At 64.3% G+C, this 25,027-nt stretch carries 25 protein-coding genes; 14 read left to right on the top strand and 11 right to left on the bottom strand.

What is annotated here, in order from left to right:
• Positions 1-30: 30 nt before the first annotated feature.
• The 8 genes from LH20_RS02430 to LH20_RS02395 all read left to right on the top strand — a co-directional run bounded on the left by LH20_RS02430 (position 31) and on the right by LH20_RS02395 (position 7,207).
• Complete coding sequence (locus LH20_RS02430; protein ID WP_053556029.1) at positions 31-1,221, top strand: alpha/beta hydrolase; 1,191 nt, start codon at positions 31-33, stop codon at positions 1,219-1,221.
• Positions 1,218-3,041: a cobaltochelatase subunit CobT gene (cobT, locus tag LH20_RS02425; protein ID WP_053552859.1), complete on the top strand. Its 1,824-nt coding sequence runs from the start codon at positions 1,218-1,220 to the stop codon at positions 3,039-3,041. Before LH20_RS02430 ends, cobT begins: the two co-directional genes overlap by 4 nt.
• Positions 3,042-3,163: 122 nt before the next feature.
• Positions 3,164-3,595, top strand: coding sequence for a MerC domain-containing protein (locus LH20_RS02420; protein ID WP_235527087.1), 432 nt, complete (start codon positions 3,164-3,166; stop codon positions 3,593-3,595).
• A 93-nt stretch (positions 3,596-3,688) separates the two neighbouring features.
• Positions 3,689-4,153 carry a Fur family transcriptional regulator gene (locus tag LH20_RS02415; protein WP_053552858.1) on the top strand — a complete coding sequence of 155 codons (465 nt, stop codon included), beginning with the start codon at positions 3,689-3,691 and terminating at the stop codon, positions 4,151-4,153.
• A gap of 101 nt (positions 4,154-4,254) precedes the next feature.
• On the top strand, positions 4,255-5,778 hold the full coding sequence (locus LH20_RS02410) for a fumarate hydratase (protein ID WP_053552857.1): 1,524 nt from the start codon (positions 4,255-4,257) through the stop codon (positions 5,776-5,778).
• A gap of 87 nt (positions 5,779-5,865) precedes the next feature.
• The gene (locus tag LH20_RS02405) at positions 5,866-6,285 is read left to right on the top strand and encodes a hypothetical protein (RefSeq protein WP_144423489.1); all 420 of its coding nucleotides are present in this window, start codon (positions 5,866-5,868) and stop codon (positions 6,283-6,285) included.
• The gene (locus LH20_RS02400; RefSeq protein ID WP_053552855.1) at positions 6,282-6,755 is read left to right on the top strand and encodes an SAM-dependent methyltransferase; all 474 of its coding nucleotides are present in this window, start codon (positions 6,282-6,284) and stop codon (positions 6,753-6,755) included. Before LH20_RS02405 ends, LH20_RS02400 begins: the two co-directional genes overlap by 4 nt.
• Complete coding sequence (locus tag LH20_RS02395; RefSeq protein ID WP_053552854.1) at positions 6,752-7,207, top strand: VOC family protein; 456 nt, start codon at positions 6,752-6,754, stop codon at positions 7,205-7,207. Before LH20_RS02400 ends, LH20_RS02395 begins: the two co-directional genes overlap by 4 nt.
• Here LH20_RS02395 and LH20_RS02390 read toward each other — a convergent pair.
• Positions 7,204-8,361, bottom strand: a complete 1,158-nt coding sequence (locus LH20_RS02390) for a DUF481 domain-containing protein (RefSeq protein ID WP_053552853.1) — start codon at positions 8,359-8,361, stop codon at positions 7,204-7,206. The two genes, LH20_RS02395 and LH20_RS02390, sit on opposite strands and share 4 nt — an antisense overlap.
• A 130-nt stretch (positions 8,362-8,491) precedes the next feature.
• Between LH20_RS02390 and LH20_RS02385 the strand changes: the two genes are divergently transcribed.
• Complete coding sequence (locus LH20_RS02385) at positions 8,492-8,767, top strand: hypothetical protein (RefSeq protein ID WP_053552852.1); 276 nt, start codon at positions 8,492-8,494, stop codon at positions 8,765-8,767.
• Positions 8,768-8,791: 24 nt separating this feature from the next.
• On the opposite strand, the gene LH20_RS02380 is transcribed toward LH20_RS02385, so the two are convergent.
• The 3 genes from LH20_RS02380 to LH20_RS02370 all read right to left on the bottom strand — a co-directional run bounded on the left by LH20_RS02380 (position 8,792) and on the right by LH20_RS02370 (position 11,720).
• On the bottom strand, positions 8,792-9,919 hold the full coding sequence (locus LH20_RS02380) for an MBL fold metallo-hydrolase (RefSeq protein WP_083455248.1): 1,128 nt from the start codon (positions 9,917-9,919) through the stop codon (positions 8,792-8,794).
• Between the two features lie 3 nt (positions 9,920-9,922).
• Complete coding sequence (locus tag LH20_RS02375) at positions 9,923-10,585, bottom strand: DUF1013 domain-containing protein (RefSeq protein WP_235527086.1); 663 nt, start codon at positions 10,583-10,585, stop codon at positions 9,923-9,925.
• 109 nt (positions 10,586-10,694) lie between these two features.
• A complete protein-coding gene (locus tag LH20_RS02370) occupies positions 10,695-11,720 on the bottom strand; it encodes an integrase core domain-containing protein (protein WP_053552851.1) in 1,026 nt (341 codons plus the stop codon).
• Between the two features lie 222 nt (positions 11,721-11,942).
• On the opposite strand from LH20_RS02370, the gene LH20_RS02365 reads away from it, so the two are divergent.
• The 5 genes from LH20_RS02365 to murA all read left to right on the top strand — a co-directional run bounded on the left by LH20_RS02365 (position 11,943) and on the right by murA (position 17,072).
• On the top strand, positions 11,943-12,512 hold the full coding sequence (locus tag LH20_RS02365) for a hypothetical protein (protein ID WP_053552850.1): 570 nt from the start codon (positions 11,943-11,945) through the stop codon (positions 12,510-12,512).
• Between the two features lie 13 nt (positions 12,513-12,525).
• Positions 12,526-12,987, top strand: a complete 462-nt coding sequence (locus LH20_RS02360; protein ID WP_053552849.1) for a GNAT family N-acetyltransferase — start codon at positions 12,526-12,528, stop codon at positions 12,985-12,987.
• 61 nt (positions 12,988-13,048) lie between these two features.
• Positions 13,049-14,017 carry a magnesium and cobalt transport protein CorA gene (locus tag LH20_RS02355; protein ID WP_053552848.1) on the top strand — a complete coding sequence of 323 codons (969 nt, stop codon included), beginning with the start codon at positions 13,049-13,051 and terminating at the stop codon, positions 14,015-14,017.
• A 132-nt stretch (positions 14,018-14,149) separates the two neighbouring features.
• Positions 14,150-15,730: an ABC-F family ATP-binding cassette domain-containing protein gene (locus LH20_RS02350; protein ID WP_053552847.1), complete on the top strand. Its 1,581-nt coding sequence runs from the start codon at positions 14,150-14,152 to the stop codon at positions 15,728-15,730.
• 55 nt (positions 15,731-15,785) lie between these two features.
• Entirely contained in the window at positions 15,786-17,072 is a 1,287-nt protein-coding gene (gene murA / locus LH20_RS02345) for a UDP-N-acetylglucosamine 1-carboxyvinyltransferase (RefSeq protein WP_053552846.1), read from the top strand.
• Here the strand turns inward: murA and LH20_RS02340 are convergent.
• The 7 genes from LH20_RS02340 to LH20_RS02310 form a co-directional block, all read right to left on the bottom strand.
• Positions 17,069-18,034 (bottom strand): DMT family transporter, encoded by a 966-nt coding sequence (locus LH20_RS02340; RefSeq protein WP_053552845.1) that lies wholly within the window; start codon positions 18,032-18,034, stop codon positions 17,069-17,071. The two genes, murA and LH20_RS02340, sit on opposite strands and share 4 nt — an antisense overlap.
• Positions 18,031-19,041, bottom strand: a complete 1,011-nt coding sequence (locus LH20_RS02335; RefSeq protein WP_053552844.1) for a threonine aldolase family protein — start codon at positions 19,039-19,041, stop codon at positions 18,031-18,033. Before LH20_RS02335 ends, LH20_RS02340 begins: the two co-directional genes overlap by 4 nt.
• Before the next feature lie 509 nt (positions 19,042-19,550).
• Positions 19,551-20,768, bottom strand: coding sequence for an argininosuccinate synthase (locus tag LH20_RS02330; protein ID WP_053552843.1), 1,218 nt, complete (start codon positions 20,766-20,768; stop codon positions 19,551-19,553).
• A 103-nt stretch (positions 20,769-20,871) separates the two neighbouring features.
• On the bottom strand, positions 20,872-22,029 hold the full coding sequence (locus tag LH20_RS02325) for a pyridoxal phosphate-dependent aminotransferase (protein ID WP_053552842.1): 1,158 nt from the start codon (positions 22,027-22,029) through the stop codon (positions 20,872-20,874).
• Between the two features lie 96 nt (positions 22,030-22,125).
• Positions 22,126-23,364: an SAM-dependent methyltransferase gene (locus tag LH20_RS02320; RefSeq protein ID WP_053552841.1), complete on the bottom strand. Its 1,239-nt coding sequence runs from the start codon at positions 23,362-23,364 to the stop codon at positions 22,126-22,128.
• Between the two features lie 24 nt (positions 23,365-23,388).
• Entirely contained in the window at positions 23,389-24,168 is a 780-nt protein-coding gene (locus tag LH20_RS02315) for a molybdopterin-dependent oxidoreductase (RefSeq protein WP_053552840.1), read from the bottom strand.
• Positions 24,161-25,015 (bottom strand): cytochrome b/b6 domain-containing protein, encoded by an 855-nt coding sequence (locus LH20_RS02310; RefSeq protein WP_053552839.1) that lies wholly within the window; start codon positions 25,013-25,015, stop codon positions 24,161-24,163. Before LH20_RS02310 ends, LH20_RS02315 begins: the two co-directional genes overlap by 8 nt.
• Positions 25,016-25,027 lie beyond the last annotated feature (12 nt).

The raw sequence follows: 25,027 nt of genomic DNA, 5'->3' as shown, positions 1-25,027 counted from the left end.
TAGTCGCAAGCGATGGGGCAGGGTCGCGGCATGAACCGACATTCGGCGTGGATGGCCCCGCTCGCCGCGCTCAGTCTCACCGGCTGCATCACGCCGGTCGACTATGGCGACGTCCGCCACGCCGACTATGTCGCCGACGCACGCTGCTCGCCGAAGGCGGGCGAGCAGATCGATTCAGCAGCACTACCGCTTTTCTTTGTGACCAGCCGGCTGCCCGATTGCCGCACGCCCGCGATCACCCTTACCCGCCATCGCGGCTACACCCTGCGTTACGGCCGCATCGCAGAGCCACGCGAGGCGAGGGCGAAAGAGAAAAAATTTCGCACCCCAATGGCTTTCGAGAACGAAAGCGACTGGTGGCGAGCGCTCGAGGACGAGACCGATCGCAGGCACGGACGCATCCTTCTTTACGTCCATGGCTATCGCGAAACATTCGAGACGACATCGAAGGACGCCGCTCAAATTGCGCGAATGACTGGCTTCGACGGTCCAGTGATCCTCTATAGCTGGCCCTCGCAGGGCGAGGTGCTGAAATATGTGGTCGACGAAACCAACATGTATCACGACGTACGTCATTTTGGGACCTTCCTGCGGACGCTCGCCGACCGGCCATGGGCCAAGGAAATCGTCATCGTCTCGCACTCACTGGGCGCCCGGTTGGTCATCCCCGCCGTCGCGGCGGCCGACCGTCTGTCGCGGCGCGCCGCGCGAGAGACCAACATCTCGAATATCGTCCTCGCCTCCCCCGACATCGATCGCGAGACATTCGAACGCGACATCCGCGACGATGTCCTCGCTCCCGAAAGGGTCGAGCGGGGACGCCATATGACGATCTACACCTCGCTGCGCGACAAGGCGCTCGCTGCCTCGCGCGCGCTACACGGTTATCCAAGGCTTGGCTCGCCCTATTGCTTCGACCCGTTCAAAGCCGCCGATCTGGAAGAAAAGGGACTGCCTAAACGCTGCTATCCCGCCGGGATTCCCGGCCTGACCGTCATCGATACGACCGACGTCTCGCGTGGCTCGACCGGACACAGCAATTTCTTGCGCAGCGCGGCCGCGTGCCGCGATTTCATCGATGTCGTCGCGGACAAGCACACGCGGCCCGAACGCACGCCGACGCATCTTCCCCACGTCTTCCGCTTGCTTCCCGATCCCGCAACGCCCAAGGAACGCGACAACATCCTCTGCAAACGGATTCCCGACGCCGAAGCCCCATGACCAATCCCTCCCCTCTCGACGACCTGAAGACTGCGCTCTCGAGCGTCGCGCGAGCGGTGACGCGCGACCCGGAAGTAGAGGTCGGCTTTACCGCAGACGCGCCCGCGCAGATCGGCAAGGCGATAAAGGTGCCCACACCTTCGCGCACCCTTCCCGCCGACCAGGTCGCCGAAGCGCGCGGCTTCGCCGATGCCTATGCGCTGCGCATGAAGCATCACAGCGAGAAGCTCCATGCAGCAGGGCGCCCCGCCGAACCCCTGGCGGCCGCCGCCTTCGACGCGATGGAACGCGCGCGGGTCGAGGCGCTCGGTGCACGGCATATGGCAGGGATGCGAGGCAATCTGGCGGCCAGCCTTGCTATGCGGATGCGCTCGGACCCGATCAGCCGGGCGCAGACCCGCGAAGATGTCCCGATTTCGAGCGCCCTTGAGCTGATGCTGCGCGAGGCACTGACGGGCGACCAGGCGCCGCAGGGCACCGAAGCCGGTCTCTCGCTGGTGCGCGAATGGATCAACAAGGAGGCCGGGGGCGACCTGACGGCCCTCTCGATGCTGCTCGACGACCAGGCGGCCTTTGCCGAAACCGCGAAGCTCGCGCTCCGCCACCTCGACCTCATTTACAGCGACGAGCCCGTCGAGGAAGGCGCCGAGGACGGGGGCGAGGACAACGAGAGCGAGGCTGAGGAGCGCCAGGAGGAGCAGGAAAGCGAAGAGGGCGGCAGCGGGGAAAGCCAGGTCGACGCGCGCGCCGAAATGGCCGGCGATCAGGCCGACGAGGGCGACACCGATCCGAACGCGGATGAGATGGAGGCTGACGGCGAGCCAGAGATGGGGGGCGAAGGCGACGAGGGCATGCTGCCCGTGCGCCCGAACCGGCTGCCGACCGACGTTCCCGACTTCAATTATATTCGCTTCACCGAAAAGCACGACGAGATCATCGCCGCGACCGAATTGTGCGACGCCGACGAACTGACGCGGCTGCGCGCCTATCTCGACCAGCAGATGACGCACCTGCAGGGCGCGGTGACGAAGCTTGCGAACCGACTACAGCGACGATTGATGGCGCAGCAGAACCGCTCGTGGGATTTTGATCAGGAGGAAGGGCAACTTGACGCCGCCCGCCTCGCGCGGGTCATTGTCTCGCCCGGCCATTCGCTCTCCTACAAGATCGAGCGCGACACCGATTTTCGCGATACCGTCGTCACGCTGCTGATCGACAATTCGGGCTCGATGCGCGGGCGGCCGATCAGCATCGCCGCGATCAGCGCCGATATCCTTGCGCGCACCCTCGAGCGCTGCGGGGTCAAGACCGAAATCCTCGGCTTTACCACTCGGACGTGGAAGGGCGGACAGAGCCGCGAGGACTGGCTCGCCGCCGGGCGTCCGCCGCATCCGGGCCGCCTCAACGACCTCAGGCATATCATCTACAAGCCGGCTGACGAACCCTATCGCCGTGCGCGCAAATCGCTCGGGCTGATGATGCGCGAGGGACTGCTCAAGGAAAATATTGACGGCGAGGCGCTGATTTGGGCCCATAGCCGGATCGTGAATCGCCCCGAGGAACGCCGAATCCTCATGGTGATCAGCGACGGCGCGCCGGTGGACGACAGCACGCTCTCGGTCAACCATGGCGCCTATCTCGACCAGCATCTGCGCCAGGTCATCGAATGGATCGAGACCCGGTCACCGGTCGAACTTTGCGCAATCGGAATCGGACACGATGTCACGCGCTACTACAGCCGCGCGGTAACGATCATGGACGCCGAACAACTGGGCGGCACGATGGTCGAACAGCTCGCGGGACTTTTCGACGTGGATTGAGTTCGTCCCCGCCGCGGTCCGGCGGCGCGGCGGGCGTCCCCGTAGAATCTTGCGATGTGATATTGTAACCTCTGTCATGTTATGCCATATCAGGCATCGCAAATGCCGTTACGGAGAATCGGGTGATCGAAGTCGCCAGCCTTGTCCCTGCCCGCACGCGCCTCGGCGCGGTCATTCGGGCTGCGCGCGAGGCGCGGCCGCTGACCTCGCTTTCGGGCGATCAGCTCGCGATGGGGCTTTCGGGACTCTGCCTCGTCCATTGTCTTGCCAGCACCATCTTCTTCGCATCGATCGCCTCCGTCAGCGGGGTGCTGGAAAATCACCTTTTCCACGAGGTCGGGCTGATCGTCGCGATCGGTTTTGCGCTGGTGACGCTGGTCGCCGGGGTGCTGAGCCACGGCTATATGATGCCCTTTGCAGTCGGGAGTTTCGGGCTTGGCATGATGGCAGGGGCGCTGTCGCGGCCTCATGATGGGAGCGAGGTTCTGGCGACGATGATTGGCGTTGCCGTGGTCGCGCTTGGCCACGATCTCAATCGCCGCGCCGCGCGCTGAAGGCAGAGCGTCCCCGCGCCTTGCGGGCGCCCCCCGAAAGTCCTACATTCATTTGGCGTCGGCAGACCCGCGCGGCGCGCTGAGGAATCGCCGATGGGCAAGCATGATCATCCACACGTCGAGGCCAGCGGAGCCTCGCTTTCCGCGGCCGCGCAAAGGGCATTGGAAAGCGCGGGCGAGGCGTGGACCGACATGCGCGCCCAGATTTTCGACGCGGTCGCCGAAATCGGCAAGCCCGCGAGTGCCTACGAAATCGCGGATATCGTCTCGCAGAAGCGCGGCAAGCGCGTAGCCCCCAACAGCGTCTATCGCATCCTCGACCTGTTCGTCGCCAACAACCTCGTGCGCCGGGTCGAAAGCGCCAACGCCTTTGTCGCAAACAGTCACCCGGGCTGTTTGCACGATTGCATCTTTCTGATCTGCGATACCTGCGGGGCCGCGGTACATGTCGACAATGACCGTCTGTCGGATGGTGTCCGCGCGGCGGCCGAGGCCGCAGGCTTCGCTGCCGAACGCCCGGTCATCGAGGTGCGGGGCAAGTGCGCCGAGTGTCAGTGACAAGGCGTTGACCCTGCGCGGGTTGGCAAGCCCCCTTTTCGTCGCGCGCCCTCGGGTCTAGGGGAAGCCCCGACTCCGAACCACGGGCAAGAGGGCTGCATATGAACACCGTCATCATCCGCGAGGATGACCTCGTCGAAACCATCGCCGACGCGCTCCAGTACATCAGCTATTTCCATCCGATGGACTATATCCGCGCGCTCGCTGCGGCCTATGAGCGCGAGGTGTCGCCGGCCGCAAAGGACGCGATGGCGCAGATCCTCTCGAATAGTCGCATGTGCGCCGAAGGACACCGCCCGATCTGCCAGGATACGGGTATCGTGACCGTCTTCATCAAATGGGGCATGGACTGCCGCCTCGACAGTCCGCGCAGCCTGCAGCAGGTCGTCGACGAGGGTGTCCGCCGCGCCTATCTCCACCCTGACAACAAACTGCGCGCCTCGATCCTCGCCGATCCAGCGTTCAGCCGGGTCAATACCAAGGACAACACGCCCTCGGTCCTCAATGTCGAGATGGTTCCCGGTGACAAGGTCCATATCGAAGTTGCAGCCAAGGGCGGCGGCAGCGAGAACAAGTCGAAGTTCAAGATGCTGAACCCGAGCGATTCGATCGTCGACTGGGTGCTCGAAATGGTGCCGCAGATGGGCGCGGGCTGGTGCCCGCCGGGCATGCTTGGCATCGGCATTGGAGGGACCGCCGAAAAGGCGATGCTGCTTGCAAAGCAATCGCTGATGGACCCGATTGACATGACCGAACTTCTCGCGCGCGGGCCAGGCAACCCGATCGAGGAACTGCGCATCGAACTTTATGAAAAGGTCAATGCGCTCGGCATCGGCGCGCAGGGGCTCGGCGGGCTCTCGACCGTGCTCGACGTCAAGATCAGGGATTGGCCGACCCACGCCGCGTCGAAGCCCGTCGCGATGATCCCCAATTGCGCCGCAACGCGCCACGCCCATGTCACGCTCGACGGCAGCGGCCCGGCGTACCTCGAGCCGCCGGTGCTCGCCGACTATCCCGAGATCGACTGGGCGCCCGACAAGGCTGCGATCCGCGTCGATCTCGACACTCTCAGTCCCGAGGTGGTTGCGAGCTGGAAACAGGGCGACCGCCTCCTCCTCAATGGCAAGATGCTCACCGGCCGCGACGCTGCACACAAGCGCATCGCCGACATGCTGGCGAAGGGCGAGGAGCTGCCCGTCGATTTCAAGGGCCGCGTCATCTACTATGTCGGCCCGGTCGATCCGGTTGGCGAGGAAATTGTTGGCCCTGCTGGCCCGACGACGGCGACGCGCATGGACAAGTTCATGGATATGATGCTCGAGCAGGGCCTGCTCGCCTGCGTCGGCAAAGCCGAGCGCGGCCCCGCCGCGACCAACGCGATAGCCAAGCACAAGAGCGCCTATCTGATGGCAGTCGGCGGCGCGGCCTATCTTGTCGCGCGCGCGATCAAGGGGTCGAAGGTCGTCGGTTTTGCCGATCTCGGAATGGAGGCGATCTACGAATTCGAGGTCAAGGATTTCCCCGTCACCGTCGCGGTCGACAGCGAAGGCCAGAACGTCCACGTGAACGCGCCGCTTGTGTGGCAGAAGCGGATCAGGGACGAGGGTCTGCTCGAGCGAGTGTGACGGGACGGGGCGGGACGATGGCAAAGGGCGGTCGATCTGGTCTCACCGCTCCCGCCCGAGGCGATCGCGCATAAGCTTCAGGCAATCATGGCTGACCCGATGGAAGACGCGAAGGCCCGCGTCTTCGGTTCAGGCGACCAATATCGAATGCGGCTGCGCTATGCGCGGCGCGGCGTACAAAATGCATTGGCTCTTGAACTCGATGCCTCGATGGAGCCCCGCGATGGTGGCACCCGCATCACCGGAACGCTTGGCCGCTCCAAGGCGGGCCGGATCTTCCCCTACGCCTGGTACGGATTCCTTTCGATGTTCGTGATCATTGGCGTGGTGGTTAGCTCGCTCGCCCCCGACGCGCTGCTGTTCGGCGCGATCTTTGCGGGCGTTCCCCTCTTCATGATGGCCCTGGGGGGCGTAGCGATGAAGGCGAGCGAGAGCCATGAGGAGGAGGATCGCCGCGAGATCATGCGCTTTGTGACCCGTGAGCTTCAAACGAGGCCGATGCCATGAGCTGGACTCTTTCTCCCATAGGCCACGTCCGCGGCGGCCGCGGCGAACCGATCGATGACGATTGGGGCGCAAGTCGCGCACGGGTCGAACTCGACCCCGCACGCTTCACGGCCGACGCGCTCGCCGGACTTTCGGATTTCAGCCACGCGGAGGTCATCTTCCTCTTCGACCGGGTGCCGGAAGACAAGATCGAAACCGGTGTCCGCCATCCGCGCAACCGTGCCGACTGGCCGCTCGTCGGCATCTTCGCGCAGCGCGGCAAGAACCGCCCCAACCGCCTCGGCCTTACCACCTGCCGTATTGTCAAGGTCGAGGGCCTTTCGGTCGAGGTCGAAGGCCTTGACGCGATCGACGGCACTCCGGTGCTCGACATCAAGCCAGTCATGGCAGAATTTCTGCCGCGCGGCGACGTGCGCCAGCCCGACTGGTCGCGCGCCCTGATGCGGAACTATTGGGAGCGGAGCGAATGAACGATCTCAACGGCGTCGGGCACGTCATTCTGACCGCGGGCGACTTCGTGCGTTCGACTGCCTTCTGGCGCGCGCTCATCCGCTATCTCGAGCTCAAGATCGTGCTCGACAATGAGGCCATGCTCTATGGAGTGGGGGGCCGCACCGCCATCGGCGTGCGCCCCGCTACTGCCGGGAATGTAGGCAAACGCTTCGACCAGGGCACACCGGGGCTGCACCACGCCTATTTCCGCCTCCGCGACCGTGCTGCGGTCGACCGGCTCTACGCCTTTCTCAGGCACCGCGACGATATCGCCATCGTCCACGCGCCGCAGGAGGAACCCTGGGCGCCTGGCTATTATTCGATCCTCTTTGAGGACCCCGATGGTATCCGCATCGAATTCAACCATGTCCCCGGCACCGGTCTCCTCGCCGAGGGGCAGGACATCGGCGGCACCGAGGCGCTGGACTAAAAGCCGTAAACCAGCGTGAAGCGGGTCAGCGTGTCGAGGTTCTCGACCCCGGCGGGCGGGTTGGTGTCGAGCTCGGCCGAATAGGACACGCGCGCCGACAGGGCGCCGGTCAGCTTGGCGTTGAGCGCAGTGAGCGAACTTGTCGTGGTAGTCCGTTCGCCGATGATCGTCGAGGCAACCTGCGACAGGCTGAGCGTAGGCGACAGTTTCCACCCGAGATCGAGCGCGGCAAGCCCCGTGAGCTCACTTTCGGTGTTTCCATAGACGAGGTCGATCTGGCGCCAGGCAGGCCCGGCCTTCAGATTGAGAGTGAGGTCCTTCTTCGCGATGACCTTGTAGCCAAGCCCTCCCGACAGGTTCCAGCGCGCGTGATAGCCCGCGGTCCGGTCACGTTCCCAGCGCCCGAGCCCGTAGGCGAAGGCGTGGTCGCCGATACGGGCTTGCGGCTCATATTCGGTCAGGAATTTCTCGACCGTCGTGCGGCCGTTCGTCCGCTGGTAATCGGCCTGCGCACGCAGACGGTGGCTCCAGTTGATCCCCTTCCGGTTGAGCGCGACGCCAAGGCTCAGCCCAACCGAATCCGTGTTGCCGCTACTGTGCGATGCGCCGATCTGTCCCTCGCCCTTCCAGTTCTCCCAGAATTTCGAGGCCGCGAGTTTCGCGCGCGCCGCCTCGGCGGCCGCCTTCTTCTCGGCAGCGCGCTTCGAACGATAGTCGATCAGCAAGGCATCGATGTCGGCCACCCGGTCAGGGCTGGTCTTTTTTGCCAGCGCGCCAACCGCCTCGACGTCGCCGTCCTTCTTGCTCGCCATCGCCGCCGCAAGCATCTGGCGGATCGGGTCGGGCTCGGGTTTGCCCTGGCCCTGCGCCTTCCAGGCGGCGAGAATCGCGTCGATATCGGTCAGCGAGCGCGGATTCGTCGCCTTCGCGAGCGCAATCACGGTTTCGACGTCCTTGCGCTCGCCGCTCGCGATCGCAGCCTCGATCATCGCGCGTACAGGGTCGGGAAGCGGCAAGGGGCGCGCTTCCATGCTTGCGACAACCATCGGGGCGATCGCCGCGGGAAGCGCGGGATCGGGCACCGCCGACCATGCCGGGCGCACGCCGGCGGCAATCAGGAAAATGGCGGCCGTGAGGCGCGCAGCTTGTCTCATCGAACGGGTCCTTCTCCGGGGGGAAAGAGGGCAGGATTTTCGATCGGAATAAAGGGCTTCGCCTCCCTTTGTCCCTCCATAACCGCAATCCCGCTGGCATTTCCAGCGATAAGACCCCATTTGCAAACCTATGCTGATTGCGATCCTTGCCATTTTCTGCGCCGGCGTGGGCAATTTCGCGATGCATCGCGCCTTTATGGAGAGTGATGACCCGCTGGTGCAGCAGATGGTGCGGCCCCTCGCCGACCGCGTCGGACCTCATGTGACCTATGTCTTCGAATTCTTGCTGCTCGTTGGTGCAATGGCGATCGCGACGCGCAACTGGTTTACCGGGCTGCTGCTCTACGGCCTCTACACCATCTTCAACGCGCTGGCATTCAGCTGGGTCATGCACCGGGGAGATTGAGGCGAGGCCAGCAGCCTGACGGCGTTACACCATTCCGTGATACCACCAGACACCGTCGCGGTCTTCCTTTCGCACCCGTCCTTCGATTTCGAGACGCTTGAGATGAGCGAGCGCTTCACCGGTTGCAAGACCCTGATTATGCTCACCGATCGGGCGGTTGAACAGCAGGGGGAAGCAGTCGACTGCGCGCATTGGCGTGTCGGCGATCGTCTCGGCGAGCCGGTAGAGCCGCATCCGGTGTTCATCGCGCAGCGCGGACAAGCGAACATGAAGCCCCTTGAAGGGCTCGCCGTGCGCAGGGCAGGTGATTACGTCGGGAGGAACGAGGCCGAGCAGCTTGTCGATCGACGCGAGCCATTCGCCCAACGGATCGGCATCGGGTTCGGTAATATTGACCGACACATTCGAGCTGATCCGGGGGAGGACCTGGTCGCCCGACACGAGCACACCCTCGCGCTCGTTCCATAGACAGGCATGTTCAGGACTATGGCCGGAGCCCGTGACGACGCGCCACTGATGCGCGCCCATGTCGATGCGGTCGCCGTCCTTTATTCGCACATAGCTGCGCGGCAGGGGGAAAACCATCATGCCGAACCGGCCCCAGCCCTCGCTCTTCTGCCGCTCGATCGCCGCCTCGTCCCAGCCCGCGGCGCGCGACTGCCGGAGCGCCTCGTCAGGGACGGTTTCGCTCGTGTCGTTCACGATCATCCGGGCGGTGAGCATTTCGCCGCGCGTCATCCACAGCTTCACGCCATGCTTCTTCGCGATCCAGCCGGCAAGTCCGATATGGTCGGGGTGCAGATGGGTGCCGATGACGCGCGTGATCGGCACTCCTTTCAGCGCGCCCGCATAGAGCGCCTTCCAGGCGTCGGAGCACAGCGTAAGGCAGACGCCGGTGTCGACGACCGCAACCCCATCCGCATCGTCAAGAAGCCAGCTGTTGATGTGGCCGAGCGAGCCCGGCATCGGGATGCGCGCCCAGCGGATCCCGTTGGCGATGCGGATCGTCTCGCCCGTCCCGGGGGCAGCCTCGCCCCATGGGTAGGTGAGGCCCGCATGGCTCGTTGCGGTAAAGCTGTCGTCCTGCGTCAGCGAGGCATCCGGCGAACCGCTGGCCGCCGGAATGCCGTCATCCTCGCCGTCGCTCGCCACGCCTCAGGCTTCGTCGCCGGCTTCAGCTTCCTCGGCGGCACGCGCTTCGGCGGCTGCAGTGCGTTCGGCCCGCAGTTCCTCGATGAGCGCTTCGCGGTCGCCTTCGAAGCGGCTGTCCTCGGGCGCCTTGATCCCGGCCTTCTTCGCTGCCTTGGCAACGAGTGCATCGAGCTCACGCTGCGAACAAAGGCCGAGCGTCACGGGGTCCTTGGGAACGATATTGGCGCTGTTCCAATGGCTGCGCTCGCGGATCGCGTTGATCGTATTGCGCGTCGTGCCGATCAGCTTGCCGATCGCGCCATCCGACACCTCGGGATGATTCTTGAGGATCCAGGCGATACCGTCGGGCTTGTCCTGGCGCTTGCTGACCGGCGTATAGCGCGGGCCTCGGGTGCGGCGGATCGTGTCCTGCCCCTGCACGCTCATCTTGAGCTTGTATTCAGGGTCATTCTGACCCTTTTCAATCTCTTCCATGGTCAATTCGTGCGCGCGTACCGGGTCGCGGCCAGTATATTTTGTCGCTGCGGTCTCGTCGGCAATAGCCTGCACTTCGAGAATGTGGATGCCGCAAAATTCGGCGATCTGGGCAAAGGTGAGGCCGGTGTTATCGACCAGCCAGGCGGCGGTCGCGTGCGGCATCAACGGAGTCGGATTGGCGTTGGCCATGGCTGGGTTTCTCCAAGCGGAAATAATAAGGGCCGCCCCTCACGGGGCGGCCGGACATTGACCATCGCTCTATACCGGATTGGCGAAGGGGGCAAGAGGCTGTCCGGGTTCAGTACATATGAGACTGCTGGAGATTTCCGCAGCTGATGGACTGGAGGTACTCGGCGGGGGTTTTCATGTCGAGAGCATCGTGTGGCCTGACGTGGTTGAAGCGGTGTGCGAAGGCATCGACGAATGGCTGTAGTTGATCGATGCGATGGGGCAGGTCGTAGGATTCGTAGAACTCGTATCGCCAGCATCCCTGGTTTCGTTCGACGGCGCCGTTGAGTTGGGGGCTTTTGGGAGGGAGGACGAAGAGCGGGAGGCCGCGGATTTGGCAGGCGGTCTCGAACTCAGCCCTGAACTCGGAGCCGCCGTCGACCTGGATACCGGTGATCGGGAAGGGTGCTTCGGCGATGAGCTTGTCGAGGAGGGCGGTGGCATTGGTGGCGGTGGCGCTGGCGGCGACCTTGCCGAGGGTCCACTTTGCGACGGGATCATAGGCTGTGAAGTGCTTGATCGCCTTGCCGGGTCGGATGTTGATGAACAGCGTGTCGATCTGGACCAGCTGGCCTGGGAGCGATGGCCTGAGGCCTTTGGGCAGGCGACGGGCGTGTCGTTCCTTGTTGTTGTAGCGGAAGCGGCGTCCTCCGGGTTTTCTGCGCAGCAGGGGCACGGGGACGACTGCTCCTCTGGCGACGAGTCTTCGAAGGATGCGCCCGACCGTCGAGACGGAGGTCATGAAGCCTTCGCGGGCGAGCAGCACGGCGATCTTGCGCTTGCCCCACATGGGGTTGTCGAGCCGCAGTTCCTCGACCGCTTCGGCGAGTGCTGGCGACCAGCGCGGCTGGCGCACCCGCAGTGGCCTTCGGCTCAGCGGCTCGGGCCGCTTCTCCCAGCGGTAGAGGGTTGCGCGCGGGACACCCACGGCCCTCGCCGCGGCAGCGGCGCAGAGCCCTTCGCGGATGGCCTGCCGCCAGCGATGAACAATGTCTCGCCTGATCGCCGCTTCGCTATCGGGGGCTTTCGCGCCGATCAGGCGAGACATCAACTGGGCGGTTCTGCTAACGCGGCCTGGCAGGTGAAATACTTGCATCGGGGGTCTCCTTCAGCTGGTGTGTTGCAACCTCAGCTTCGAAGACCCCCGAGTCTTTCTCAAGCCTCGCGTCTCAAATGTGTCTGGACCCGGTCAGAGGCGCGCGAACGCAACCATCCTGCGCTCTGTTGCCCTGCGCTCTGGTGCCCATTTCCCGGTTGGACAGCCTCGCTGCACCGCGCCACAATGGAGGTATCGCGTATCTCCTGCCAAGGAAGACCCATGATCGCTCGCACCCTGCTGCTCAGTGCTGCCCTTGCCCTCGCCCCTGCCCCGGCTGCTGCCGAACCTGCGCCCGCCAAATCCGCAGCACCAGAAGGTGGCTCCGCCTTCGATTGGGAGATTGGGACATGGGCGACGGTCGTGAAGGTGCGGCAGAATCCCTTGTCGGGGGCAGATGCCTACTGGAGCGAATATCGCGGCACCAGCGTTGTGCGTCCGCTGATGGGCGGCCGCGCCAATTTCGTTGATCTTTCCGTATCAGGTGACGCGGGAAAGATCGAAGGCGGCTCGCTACGGCTTTTCAATCGCATGACCGGTCAATGGAGCCTCAACTATGCGAGCGCTGCGGGCGGCGAACTCACCGCCCCCGTCTATGGCGGTTTCGACGCCGCAGGCCGCGGCCTTTTCTATGGGCAGGACAGGGTCGACGGCCGGGTCATCCTCGTCCGGTTCATCGTTACCCGCGTCTCCGCCGACGAGGCGCGCTTCGAACAAGCCTATTCGGCCGACGGCGGGGTGACGTGGGAGGACAATTGGATTGCCGCCGACACGCGGCTGCCGGCGGCCTAGGGCACGACATCCCATGACCACCAGGCTTCTGATCCGCCCGCCAGTGCAAGGCGACTTCGATCGCTGGCTTCCGCTGTGGCAGGGCTATAATGAATTTTACGGCCGCAGCGGGACAACGGCGCTCCCCCCGGATATCACCTCCTCGACCTGGGTGCGTTTTTTCGACCCCGACCAGCCGGTCCATGCGCTCGTCGCGGAGGCCGAAGGCGAACTCGTCGGCCTCGTCCATTATCTCTATCACCGCAGCACGACGTCCATCGCCGACATCTGTTACCTGCAGGACCTGTTTACCGCCGAAGCCGCGCGCGGGCGAGGGATCGCCTCGGCGCTGATCCTGCGCGTGGCCGAAGAAGCGCGCAAGGCGGGCGCGGCGCGCGTCTATTGGCAGACGCACGAGACCAATCACACCGCGCGCCGTCTCTATGATGCCATTGCCGAACGGTCGGGCTTTCTCGTTTATCGCATGACGCTTTGAGCGGCTTTGCGGCGGCACCCTTGGAGACTATGCTCGCATCAAAGCAGCAGGATGCCCGCCGATGCCGATCATGGCCGCCCGTCTTTACAACCAAGGCAAGCTGGTGCGCGACATCGACCCCGATGAGGCAGCTTGCGACCCATGCGCCGAGGGCGACTTTTTCTGGCTCGGCCTCTTTGAGCCCACCGAGACGGAGCTACAGCGAATCGCGGCGCGTTTCGGCCTGCATCCGCTCGCGGTTGAGGATGCGCTGAAGGCCAACCAGCTCCCCAAGGCCGACGTCTACGGCGAACAGCTCTTCGTCATCGCGCGGACCGCCAATCTTGAAGCCGACACCATCCAGCCCGGTGAAACGGCTTTTTTCGTCGGCCGCCATTTCATCATCTCTGTCCGCCACGGCTCGGCACGGGGGCACGCCGAGGTGCGCGCGCGGCTCGAGGCCTCACCCGCCCTGCTGGGCCACGGCCCCGATTATGTTCTCCACGCCGTTCTCGACTTCATCGTCGATGGCTATTTCCCTGTGATCGACGCGATCGAGGACCAGATGCTGATCCTCGAGGACAGCGTGATGGACACACCGCTCGACGCCGCCGAAATCCGGCATCTTTACGCCCAGCGACACGAAATCATCCGTTTCCAGCGCCTTGCCGGATTGATGAAGGATCTCGCCTACAAGCTCGCGACGACACCGCTGCCGTGCATCGATGATGCGGTGCGCCCATTTTTTCGCGACATCTGGGATCATGTTCAACGCGCGGAGTTTCGTCTGACCGGACTACGCGACATAGCCGCGAGCGTGATCGAGACCAACGGGCTGCTCGAACAGCAACGCCAGGGCGTGATCACTCGCCAGCTCGCGGCCTGGGCGGCAATTCTCGCGGTGCCAACGGCGATTGCCGGTATCTACGGCATGAATTTCACGCATATGCCCGAACTCGGCTGGAGCTTCGGCTATCCCCTGGCGCTCGCGGTGATGGGCGGCATCTGCGGGCTTCTCTATTGGCGCTTCAAGAGCATCGGCTGGCTCTAGCCGACCATCCCCGTTGCGCCGCGCAGCGGCAATCCCTAGATTGGCGGCCCGAACGAACCGGAGTGGACCCCGTCATGGACAAGAAACTGACCGCAACGCCCGAACGCCTTGCCGCCAGGAAAGCCCTTGTCCATGTCTTCGATCACCATTGCCCATCTTCGCTGGTCCACCCCTGACGGCCGGACCGTCTTCACCGACCTCAATCTCCAGTTTCAGCGCGAGCGCACCGGCATCGTCGGCCGCAACGGCGTCGGAAAATCGACGCTTCTGCGTCTGATTGCGCAGGAACTCTCCCCCCCGACGGGACGTGTCATCATCGAGGGCAGCACCGCGATGCTGCGCCAGATGGTGCAGGTCCCTGACATGGAAACAATCGTCGACCTCTTCGGCGCGCGCGATGCAATCGCACTCGTGCGGAAGGCCGAAGCGGGCGACGCCACGGTAGACGAAATCGCCGAAACCGACTGGACAGTTGAGCCGCGCATCGAAGAGGCACTCGCCAAGACGCGCCTGCCGCTTCCCCTCGAGACGCCGCTCATTGCGCTGTCGGGAGGCCAGCGGACGCGCGCTGCGCTCGCCGCCATCGTCTTCGCCGCGCCCGATTTCCTCTTGCTCGACGAGCCGACGAACAATCTCGACCGCGAGGGCCGCGAAGCCGTGCGCGACCTGCTCGCGGGATGGCGCGGCGGCGCGCTTGTTGTCAGCCACGACCGCGAACTGCTCGAGGAAATGGATGCGATCGTCGAACTGACCGCGCTCGGGGCGACGCGCACGAGCGGTGGCTGGAGCGCCTATCGAGCTCATAAGGAGGCCGAACAGGCTGCCGCCGAAGCCAGGCTCGCGAATGCGGAAAAGAATGTTGATGAGGTTCGGCGCCGGGTGCAGGCGGCAAGCGAGAAACAGGACAAGCGCGATGCGGGCGGACGCCGCAAGGCGGCGCGCGGCGATATGCCGAACATCCTCCTTGGTGCCCGCAAGCGCCGCGCAGAAGAAAGTCGCGCCGCCGGAAGCCGTCTCGCCGACCGACAGCGCGAAGCCGCCGAGACACAGCTCGCCGAGGCGCGGCGCCGCGTCGAGACGGCGGATCCGCTCGCGGTGGCACTTGCGTCAAGCGGTCTGCCCCCGTCGCGCACGGTGCTCAAGCTCGACCGAGTTACCGCAGGCTATCTTCCGGGCAAACCCGTCGTGCGCGATCTCTCGCTCATGATCACCGGTCCCGAGCGGATCGCCATTGCCGGTCCCAATGGATCAGGCAAGTCGACCGTGCTCGCCCTCATCGCGGGATCGCTGAAACCGTGGCAGGGCAGCGTGCGAGCGCCGGTCCCCTTCGCCTTCTTTGACCAGCGCGTATCGCTCCTCGATCCCGCTCGATCGATCGCGGACAATTTTGTGCGTCTCAATCCCGGGACAACGAACAACCAATGTCGCGCCGCGCTCGCACGCTTCGGCTTTCGTTCGCTTGCAGCCGACCGTGCCGCGGGGACCCTGAGCGGCGGTCAGATGCTGCGCGCGGGCCTCGCCTGCACGCTCGGCGCGCCGACGCCTCCGCAACTGCTGATCCTCGATGAGCCCACCAATCATCTCGACCTCGACTCGCTCGGTGCGGTCGAGGCTGGGCTTGCCGCCTATGACGGGGCGCTGCTCGTCGTCAGCCATGACACGGTCTTTCTGGAGGCGATCGGCATTACCCGGACGGTCGAGCTAGGCCCGTGAAGTGCGCAAGGACAGCGCCGCTTGCGCGCTCCCGTGCATCGGCTAAAGACACCCGATGGATCAGATCGTCATTCGCGGCGGCCAGCGACTCAAGGGCCGTATCCCTATTTCCGGCGCCAAGAATGCAGCGCTCACGCTGCTCCCCTGCGCACTGCTCACCGACGAGCCCCTGACTCTTCGCAACCTGCCGAGGCTCGCCGACGTCGACGGCTTTGGTCATCTTCTCAACCAGCTCGGTTGCTCGACGACAATAGAAGGATCGCGGCCCGAGGATTTCGGGCGGGTCATGACGGCCCGAACGACGACACTGACATCGACCGTCGCTCCCTATGATATCGTGCGCAAGATGCGCGCCTCGATCCTCGTCCTCGGCCCGCTGCTCGCACGCGCAGGCGAGGCGACGGTCAGCCTTCCGGGCGGCTGCGCGATCGGGAACCGGCCAATCGATCTCCACCTCAAAGCCCTTGAAGCCTTCGGCGCCGAGATTGAACTTGCCTCGGGCTATGTAAGAGCAAGCGCACCGAGCGGCGGCCGGCTGCCTGGGGGCAAATATACCTTTCCGGTGGTCTCGGTCGGCGCGACCGAGAATGCGCTGATGGCCGCGGTGCTCGCCAAGGGAAGTTGCGTGCTTGAGAATGCGGCCCGTGAACCCGAGATTGTCGACCTTTGCAACTGCCTCGTCGCCATGGGCGCCATGATCGACGGCATCGGCACCGAGACGCTGACGATCGAAGGCGTCGACCGGCTGCACGGCGCGACCTATCGCGTGATGGCCGACCGGATCGAAGCGGGAAGCTACGCCTGCGCTGCGGTGATCACCGAGGGCGATGTGGAACTGGTCGGTGCGAAGGCGGCCGAGATGGAAGCGACGCTTGCCGCATTGCGCGAGGCGGGCGCCACGGTGGAGGAAACCAAGGCGGGCATCCGCGTTGCCATGACAGGCCGCGCCTACCCCGTCACGCTTTCGACCGCCCCCTACCCCGGCTTCCCGACCGACATGCAGGCGCAGTTCATGGCGATGGCGACGCTCGGCACTGGCGCGTCGCTCTTTACCGAGACGATTTTCGAGAACCGCTACATGCACGTTCCCGAACTTGCCCGCATGGGCTGCGACATTCAGGTCAAGGGTCGGACCGCGGTCGTCCGCGGGGTAGAACGGCTGATCGGTGCGCCGGTCATGGCGACCGACCTGCGCGCCTCGATGAGCTTGATCATCGCAGGCCTCGCCGCCGAAGGTCAGACCGAGGTCAACCGCGTCTATCACCTTGATCGCGGCTATGAACGGCTGGAAGAGAAGCTGCAGGCGGTCGGTGCCGATATTGAACGAATCAGCGCGGGCTAATCAGCGGCCTCATCTTCGCAGGGAAGCGACACCATATTGCCGCTGACCGAAGGCCGCGCCGGCCGCTTCGCGACCGCGATCACCAATCCGACCAACGCCACAGCACCGCCTGCGATCGACAACAACGACCAATGGTAGCCTTCGAACAGGGTCGAGAAACCCATCGCTATGATCGGGATCAGCACGCTTGACCAGGCCGCCTGTCCGGGCCCCACCGCGCGGATGATGCCGAAATAGAGCGGGAAGGTTACCGCACTCGCGATGACACCGAGATAGAATATGCCGCCGAGGTAGACAAAGCGCATGTCCACCACGGGCGGTCCGGTCGTGATCCAGGCAAAGGCCCCGTCGGCGAGGGCACCGAACAGCATCGCCCAGGCGATCATCACCGTCATCGATTGCGCGCGTGCGAAGGCGGTCCCCTGCATAACATTGGCGATCGAGGCACTGAGTACGCCCGAGAGGGTCAAGACGATTCCGAGGATCACCGCCGCTGCGCCGAGCGCTGCGACCTGATATTCGTGGATGATCATCATGGCGACCCCGCTGATCGCGATTCCGGCGCCGAGCAGGAATCGCCCCTCCAGCGGCGTCTTCAACAAGGCCCGGCCCAGCAGCGTGTTGGGCACGATCAGCAACGCGAAGAGCACCGCAACGAGGCCCGAGGTGATATGCTGTTCGGCGCGGTACACGAAATTGAAGTTGAAGGTGAACTGCGCCACGCCGAGCAGCGCGGCGAAGGCCAGCGCGCGAGCGTCGATCCAGATTCGTTCGCGGCGCAGCGCGGCAAAGGCGAACATCACCAGCGCCGCCACGGTAAAACGATACGTTACCGACCAGCTCGGCGGGACAACCCCGAGCTGCCCCTTGATCACAATCCACGTCGAACCCCACACCAGGGTCACCAAAGCGAAGGGGATGAGCACGCGCGGCGTGAGAAGCGTCGGCTGCATCCCGCTCATAGGGTAGCGATCGCAGTGGCAAGCGGTGCGACCGCGTCGGCGTCCTGGTCCCAGCTGACGACCAGGCGCGCCGCGTCTTTGCCCCAGTCATAAAAATCATAGCCCGCGGCCCGCAAACGCGTCGCTTCCTCTGCGGCCAGGCGGACAAACAACTCATTTGCCTCGACCGGGTGGATCAGCCGCTTGTCACAGGCCGCGGCCAGCGCTACCGCGCCGGCATTCGCCGCACGCGCATTATCCAGCCACAGGTCGTTTCGCAGCATCGCGTGAATCTGCGCCGCGACGAAGCGCCCCTTGCTGAGCAGATGCCCGCCGCGCTTCTTGAGTTCGCGCACCCCTGCACCGCCGCATCCGCCAAAGAAAACGAGCGCCTCAGCCATCATTGCGCCATTTTTCGTAAAGCCGAACGACAAGGCATCAACGCCCGCGCGCCACGTCACATCCGCAGGGGCGCAGTCGAGAAAGGCAATGGCATTGGCAAAGCGCGCGCCATCCATGTGCAGCCTCAATCCCGCGGCGCGCGCAACCTCGCCGATCGCAGCGATCTCGTCCGGACGCCACGCGAGACCATATTCGGTTGCATTGGTGATGCTGATTGCCGCGGGCTGAACCTGATGGACATCGTTGCGTATGGCGGCAAGCCGCTCTCGGAGCGCTTCAACGTCGATCTTGGCGCCGCTTCCGGGAAGCGGCATCAACTTTGCACCGCCCGAATAAAAGGTTGGCGCCCCACATTCATCGACCTCGATATGCGCCTCTTCATGGCAGAAAATGCCCTGCCATGGCCGCACAAAATGGGCGAGGATGATGCTGTTGGCCGCTGTCCCCGACGCCATCCAGACCACTTCGCAGCGGGTTTCGAAGAGCTGAGAAAATGCGTCGTCGAGCGATTGGCTGAGCGCGTCGCCGTCATAGGCGGTATCGACGTGGTTGGCAGCGGCTATAGCCTCCATCACCGCAGGATGCACGGCTGCAGCATTGTCGGAGAAGAAGCGCGTCGCAGTCATCCGCGCGCCTTAGCGCAGGTCGCGCCGCCGTTGCCAGCCAATCTTCACGGGCGAGCTGCCTCAACCGAGGTCTGCATCGCCTCCCGACGCGCGCCGGTAAATCCGCCCGCCGAGCGTACGCGATCGGCGGACGAGATAATGACCCGGGAGAATTACGCGCGTGCGCACACCATGACGGCTGAGCATGGTGCCGATGCGGGGAAACAGGATGGAGCAGGGCTGCCATTCATAAGTGGCAGAATCTCCCGAAGCTTGGACCGACATAGGAACCTCACAGCAAGATTGCAGCTAGTCCCCCCCCACGAGAATCAGTGTTTCCAGATTGGCTGTTTCGAACGTCTGGAGTGAGCCAAAGCTATCATTTTGGCTGCATTTTTGAACACGCCGATAGTGCAGACCGGCCTCACTTTGGCACGATCTGGCGATAAATTTGCAGTGAACGCGACGCGCTCCGGCCGCGCATCCGACGAATCGAACGCGCCCGAGGCGCAGCAGGTTCCGCAAACCTCCTAGCGGTCGCGCTTCGCCAGCAGTTTCAGACGCAGTGCATTGAGCTTGATGAAGCCCGCCGCATCCTTCTGGTCATAAGCGCCAGCGTCGTCCTCGAAGGTCACATGTCGTTCGCTGTAGAGGCTATGCGGCGACTTGCGACCGACCACGCTCGCGCTGCCCTTGTAGAGCTTCACGCGCACCGTGCCGGAAACCTTCGCCTGGCTATGGTCGATTGCCGCCTGCAGCATCTCGCGCTCGGGCGCGAACCAGAAACCATTGTAGATGAGCTCGGCATATTTCGGCATCAGCTCGTCCTTGAGATGCGCCGCGCCGCGGTCGAGCGTGATGCTTTCGATCCCGCGGTGCGCCCGCGCATAGATTTCGCCGCCCGGCGTTTCGTACATGCCGCGCGACTTCATGCCCACGAAGCGGTTTTCGACGAGGTCGAGACGGCCGATGCCATGCTTGCGACCGAGATCGTTGAGTGCAGCAAGCAGGGCTGCAGGCGACATCGCCTGGCCGTTCAGAGCGACGCCGTCACCCTTTTCGAAATCGACCGTGATATATTCGGGGGCGTCGGGGGCATCCTCGGGGTTCACCGTCCGGGAATAGACATAATCGGGCGTCTCTTCCCACGGATCCTCAAGCACCTTGCCTTCGGAGGATGTGTGGAGAAGGTTGGCGTCGGTCGAGAAGGGACTTTCGCCGCGCTTGTCCTTCGGAACCGGAATCTGGTTCTTTTCGGCAAAATCGATCAGCGCGGTGCGGCTGGTCAGCTCCCATTCGCGCCACGGCGCGATAACCTTGATGTCGGGGTTCAGCGCATAGCAGGAGAGCTCGAAGCGCACCTGGTCGTTCCCCTTGCCCGTCGCGCCGTGCGCGACCGCGTCAGCGCCCGTTTCTTTCGCAATCTCAACCAGTCGCTTCGAAATCAGCGGGCGGGCAATGGATGTGCCGAGCAGATAATCGCCCTCATAACGGGCATTCGCGCGCATCATCGGGAAGACGAAATCGCGCACGAATTCCTCGCGCAGGTCGTCGATGAAAATATGCTCGGGCCTGATGCCCATCAGCTCGGCCTTGGCGCGTGCGGGCTCGAGCTCCTCGCCCTGACCGAGGTCCGCTGTGAAGGTCACCACCTCACAGCCATAGGTCACCTGCAGCCATTTCAGGATGACGCTGGTGTCGAGCCCCCCCGAATAGGCGAGGACGACGCGCTTGATGGACTCGGACATGGCTAAACCTTTTGGCGGAAAATGACGCGGGCGCGGCTAGCAGGTGAGCCCGCCCGGCGCAACGGCCTGATGGCGCCTTAAGCTTCCGGCCGGTTGCCCTGTCTCAGTCCTGCGGGGGATAATGCAGGGCGAACCACGCTTCCAGTCGAGCGCAGGCCTCCTCGGCCAATTCGGTGCTCACGGCATAGCTGAAGCGGATGAAGCGCGAACCGCGTTCGGGATCGAAATCGAGCCCCGGCGCGGTGGCGACGCCGGTCTCGTCAAGCAGGCGCTTGCACAGCGACATGCTGTCGTCGGTCAGATGCGCGATCGAGGCATAGATGTAGAAGGCGCCGTCCGACGGGGCAATGTCGGTGATGCCGACGCGGGCGAGGCATTCGATCAGCCGTTCTCGGTTGCGGCGATAGCTGGCAACGCGCGCATCAAGCTCTTCCTCGCAATCGAAAGCCGCGAGCGCAGCCTGCTGACTGAGCGCGGGAGGTGAGAGGAAAAGATTGCCCATCCGCGCCCGTGCCTCGGCAACGAGGCCACCCGGGCAAACGATCCAGCCGAGGCGCCAGCCGGGCATGCCGTAATATTTCGAGAAGCTGTTGATGACAAAGGCATCGGGGTCATATTGCAGCATGCTGTGCGTGTCGGCGCCATAGCTTAGCCGGTGATAGATTTCGTCCGAGATGATGCGCACTCCGCGCGAGCGACAGGCATCGGCGAGCTCCGCGAGCGCGGCAGGCGGGATGATCGTACCGGTAGGGTTTGCAGGGCTGGCGACGATCAGCCCCTCGGGCGCGGGATCAGCGTCCCGAATATGGCGCGCCTGGATCTGAAAGCGGTCGCGCGCGCCGCATTCGATCTCGACGGGGACCATCCCGAGCGCGCGCAGCGAATTGCGATAGGCGACATAGCCGGGCCGCGCCGTCATGACGCGGCTCCCCGCCGCGAACCCGGTCAAGAGCGCAAGGACGAGCGCCGGCGACGCGCCGCAGGTCAGCAAGATCCGCTGCGGGTCGAGATCGAGCCCATAATGATCGCCATAGTGCCGTGCGATACGCTGGCGCAGCGGAACGCTCTCCCAATAGCCCATGTCGGGCTCGTCCAGCGCCGCTTTCGCCGCCGCGACGGCCCCGGCCGGTGCCCCGTCGGAGGGCTGGCCGAACTCCATATGAATCACGGAGCGCCCTTCGGCACGTAATTGTCGCGCAAGATGGCTGATCTCGATGGCCCGGAAGGGCGCGATGCCCTGCGACAAGGGTGAATGGGTCATGGTGCGATCCCAGCGTAGAGACAAATGGGCAGACGCCCCGGGGCACGCTCTAGGACGGCGAGACGAGCGAGGCGAGCGAAGTTTCTTCGCCGGCCATCATCCCCCATAACCCAGTTCTGCTGCTGCTATATAGTCGCGGGTCAGCGGCAGCGCATGGCGGCTGCGCGCGAATTGGATCTGGTAGTTGCCCATTCCGCCGCTTTCGAACGCGGAGGTCGCCCCCGCAAGATAGAAGGTCCACATGCGGAAAAACCGCTCGCCCATCATCCCGACGATCTCTTCCTCATGAGCAAGGGTGCGGGCGTACCACTCGCGCAAGGTCAGCGCATAATGAAGGCGCAGCGTTTCAACATCGGTGACGATCAGCCGACTCTTTTCGCTCGCGGCGAGCGTCTCGCTTAGCGCGGGGATGTAGCCGCCCGGAAAAATATACTTGCGGGTGAAGGCGTCGGTTGCCCCCGGCTTGCCGAAGCGACCGATGGTGTGGAGCAGCATGACTCCGTTCGCGGTCATCAGATTGGCGGCGGCACGAAAGAAGGTTTCGAAGTTGCGGGCGCCTACATGCTCGAACATGCCCACCGACACGATGCGGTCGAAACGCCCGGCGTCGCGTGCCGCAAGGTCGCGATAGTCGATCAGTTCGAAGGAGACCCGATCGGCGACCCCGGCCGCGGCGGCACGCTCCTTTGCCAGCGTCAGCTGTTCTTCCGACAGCGTAATGCCAAGCACCTCGACCTCGGCGAGCTTCGCCAGGGTGATCGCCATGCCGCCCCAGCCGCAGCCGATGTCGAGAATGCGCTGCCCGGGCGCGAGCGCGAGCTTTGCCGCAATATGCGCCTTTTTGGCGTCCTGTGCCTCCTCCAGCGTCATGCCGGCGCGCGCCCAATAGGCGCAGCTATACTGCATGTCGCTATCGAGGAAGAGGCGATAAAGATCGTTGCCGATGTCGTAGTGGTGCGCGACATTGGCACGCGAGCGGCTTCGCCGGTTGATCGAATTGATCCGCGTTTTCAACCAGTCGACGGCCTCGCCCACCGCGGTCTTGTCCTTGAGCTTTGCGCCGCGATCCCACGGCGTGTTCGCCCGGATGAGGGTGATCAGCTCCATGATGTCACCGCGCTCGATCCGCATCTCACCATCCATGAAGGCCTCGGCAGCGCCAAGCCGCGGGTCGAGGATGATCCGGCGCATGCCCTTGCGACTGGTGAAGCGGATCGTCACATCGGGATAGCCCGGCGCGGCGGTTCCAAAATATTCCTCACCGCCGTCCGGGTCTATGACGGTAAGCCGGCCCTGGCGCACGATGCGCGAGAGAAAGGGTCGGAGAATGGACATCGGGAGCGGCCTCCTTCTTCTTGTTCAGATCCCCGCATACCATTCATAGTCCACGCGATCTTCCCAGTAACCCCCTTTTCCTGCCCCGATATTCTCAAGGCTTGCAACCGCTTCGATCGCGCGCAGATATTTGGCGTGCTTGTAACCCAATTGGCGCTCGATGCGGAGGCGCAGCGGCGCGCCATTGGCGATCGGCAGCAGCTGCCGGTTGAGGGCCCAGGCGAGAATCGTCTGGGGATGCAGGGCGTCGACGAGGTCGCAGCTTTCGTAATATTCAGCCGCGCCGATGCGGTCGGCGCAGCGAAAGACGATATAGCGCGCGCTGTCCTTCAGCCCTGCCGCGGCAAGAACCCGGCCCAGTTGAACGCCTGTCCATTCGCCCACCGCGCTCCAGCCTTCGACGCAGTCGTGACGGGTGATCTGGGTGCGCTGCGGCATGGCGCGAATATCTGCCATCGACAGCGCGAGCGGCCGCGCGACGAGTCCTCGCACCGCAACGCGCCAGTCAGCGAAGCCGCGCGCGGCGTGCGCAGCATAGGCATCGCCTTCGGGCAGCCGCGTGCCGTTTGAGCGAAAGACAGGCGAGAGATCGGCGCGGGTGAATTCGCGCGCGAGTGCGTCGCGGTCGGTCAGCGCCCGCTGGCTCGCGCGGTGCATTTTCTCTCCCATCGACAATATCTTGCGCACGGCGGGCGCGTCATTGATCGCATCGCAGCCTGACAAGAGCGGCAGCGCGCCCGCAGCTGCGACGAGACCGCCCGCGCGCGCGATCAGCTGCCGCCGCGGCAGAATGAGGTCATTCATGCCCTTCCCCTTTGGCAGGCGGCAGACGGAACCAGCCGGTGACGATCGAGCGCAATTCATTTGCGGGTCCAGCGAGCAGCACCATCGCGACATGGACGAGGAAGAAGAGCAGGAGGAACGTGGCGGCGATGAAATGGATCGAGCGCGCCGACTGGCGTCCGCCGAACAGGTCGATCAGCCAGGGGGCGGTCGCGTTGAACCCGGGCGACATGGCGAGGCCGGTGAAGATCATCAGCGGCAGCAGCAGGAAGATAACCCCGATATAGCTGAGTTTCTGGAGGATATTATAGCGTAGCGCCGCCTCGCCGGTGGGCAGGCGCAGCTGCGCATGAGCCTTAAGGTCCTGCCAGATGGCGCCCGGCGCCCACTCGCCGCGCCGGACGCGAAGATCCTTTGCCAGATGGCCGCCGAACAGGGTCCAAACCATATAGAGACTGAGCGCGAGCGCGAACACCCAGGCAAAGCTCAGGTGCCAGCGCCGCCCATCCGCCAGGCTGTAGCGGGTGGGAATCGTCGCCCAGCCTGGGAAAGCCCAGCGCTGCGTCGCCCCATCACCGTCCGCCCAGTGGCCGAGCACGCCTGTTGTGTCGACCTTCCACGACCCGACGCGCAGATAACCCGTTGCACGCGTCGACCCGATCTCGAGCCAGGCATGGTCGTGGTTTGCGCCATATTGGCCCCAGTAGAGCCGCGGATGGGCGTTGAAGATCATCAGCCCGCTCATCAGGAGGACGAGCAGCGTCGCGGCATTCAGCCAATGCCAAAGCCGCACCGGAAGCCGGTGGCGATAGACGCGCACCGGCCCGGCGGCCCGAGGCGAAGCGTCAAGGGTGTCGGCGGCGCCCATGCTCCCGGTTCG

It is taken from the genome of Sphingopyxis sp. 113P3 (assembly GCF_001278035.1).
GTDB lineage: Bacteria > Pseudomonadota > Alphaproteobacteria > Sphingomonadales > Sphingomonadaceae > Sphingopyxis.
The sequence above is the reverse complement of the archived record's forward strand: the minus strand, read 5'-3'. Positions and strand labels throughout refer to the sequence as shown.

Coding starts and splice junctions, on each gene's coding strand:
- LH20_RS02430 (WP_053556029.1), top strand. CDS start 31: ATGAACCGACATTCGGCGTGGATGGCCCCGCTCGCCGCGCTCAGTCTC.
- cobT (WP_053552859.1), top strand. CDS start 1,218: ATGACCAATCCCTCCCCTCTCGACGACCTGAAGACTGCGCTCTCGAGC.
- LH20_RS02415 (WP_053552858.1), top strand. CDS start 3,689: ATGGGCAAGCATGATCATCCACACGTCGAGGCCAGCGGAGCCTCGCTT.
- LH20_RS02410 (WP_053552857.1), top strand. CDS start 4,255: ATGAACACCGTCATCATCCGCGAGGATGACCTCGTCGAAACCATCGCC.
- LH20_RS02405 (WP_144423489.1), top strand. CDS start 5,866: ATGGCTGACCCGATGGAAGACGCGAAGGCCCGCGTCTTCGGTTCAGGC.
- LH20_RS02400 (WP_053552855.1), top strand. CDS start 6,282: ATGAGCTGGACTCTTTCTCCCATAGGCCACGTCCGCGGCGGCCGCGGC.
- LH20_RS02395 (WP_053552854.1), top strand. CDS start 6,752: ATGAACGATCTCAACGGCGTCGGGCACGTCATTCTGACCGCGGGCGAC.
- LH20_RS02390 (WP_053552853.1), bottom strand. CDS start 8,361: ATGAGACAAGCTGCGCGCCTCACGGCCGCCATTTTCCTGATTGCCGCC.
- LH20_RS02385 (WP_053552852.1), top strand. CDS start 8,492: ATGCTGATTGCGATCCTTGCCATTTTCTGCGCCGGCGTGGGCAATTTC.
- LH20_RS02375 (WP_235527086.1), bottom strand. CDS start 10,585: ATGGCCAACGCCAATCCGACTCCGTTGATGCCGCACGCGACCGCCGCC.
- LH20_RS02370 (WP_053552851.1), bottom strand. CDS start 11,720: ATGCAAGTATTTCACCTGCCAGGCCGCGTTAGCAGAACCGCCCAGTTG.
- LH20_RS02365 (WP_053552850.1), top strand. CDS start 11,943: ATGATCGCTCGCACCCTGCTGCTCAGTGCTGCCCTTGCCCTCGCCCCT.
- LH20_RS02360 (WP_053552849.1), top strand. CDS start 12,526: ATGACCACCAGGCTTCTGATCCGCCCGCCAGTGCAAGGCGACTTCGAT.
- LH20_RS02355 (WP_053552848.1), top strand. CDS start 13,049: ATGCCGATCATGGCCGCCCGTCTTTACAACCAAGGCAAGCTGGTGCGC.
- LH20_RS02350 (WP_053552847.1), top strand. CDS start 14,150: ATGTCTTCGATCACCATTGCCCATCTTCGCTGGTCCACCCCTGACGGC.
- murA (WP_053552846.1), top strand. CDS start 15,786: ATGGATCAGATCGTCATTCGCGGCGGCCAGCGACTCAAGGGCCGTATC.
- LH20_RS02340 (WP_053552845.1), bottom strand. CDS start 18,034: ATGAGCGGGATGCAGCCGACGCTTCTCACGCCGCGCGTGCTCATCCCC.
- LH20_RS02335 (WP_053552844.1), bottom strand. CDS start 19,041: ATGACTGCGACGCGCTTCTTCTCCGACAATGCTGCAGCCGTGCATCCT.
- LH20_RS02330 (WP_053552843.1), bottom strand. CDS start 20,768: ATGTCCGAGTCCATCAAGCGCGTCGTCCTCGCCTATTCGGGGGGGCTC.
- LH20_RS02325 (WP_053552842.1), bottom strand. CDS start 22,029: ATGACCCATTCACCCTTGTCGCAGGGCATCGCGCCCTTCCGGGCCATC.
- LH20_RS02320 (WP_053552841.1), bottom strand. CDS start 23,364: ATGTCCATTCTCCGACCCTTTCTCTCGCGCATCGTGCGCCAGGGCCGG.
- LH20_RS02315 (WP_053552840.1), bottom strand. CDS start 24,168: ATGAATGACCTCATTCTGCCGCGGCGGCAGCTGATCGCGCGCGCGGGC.
- LH20_RS02310 (WP_053552839.1), bottom strand. CDS start 25,015: ATGGGCGCCGCCGACACCCTTGACGCTTCGCCTCGGGCCGCCGGGCCG.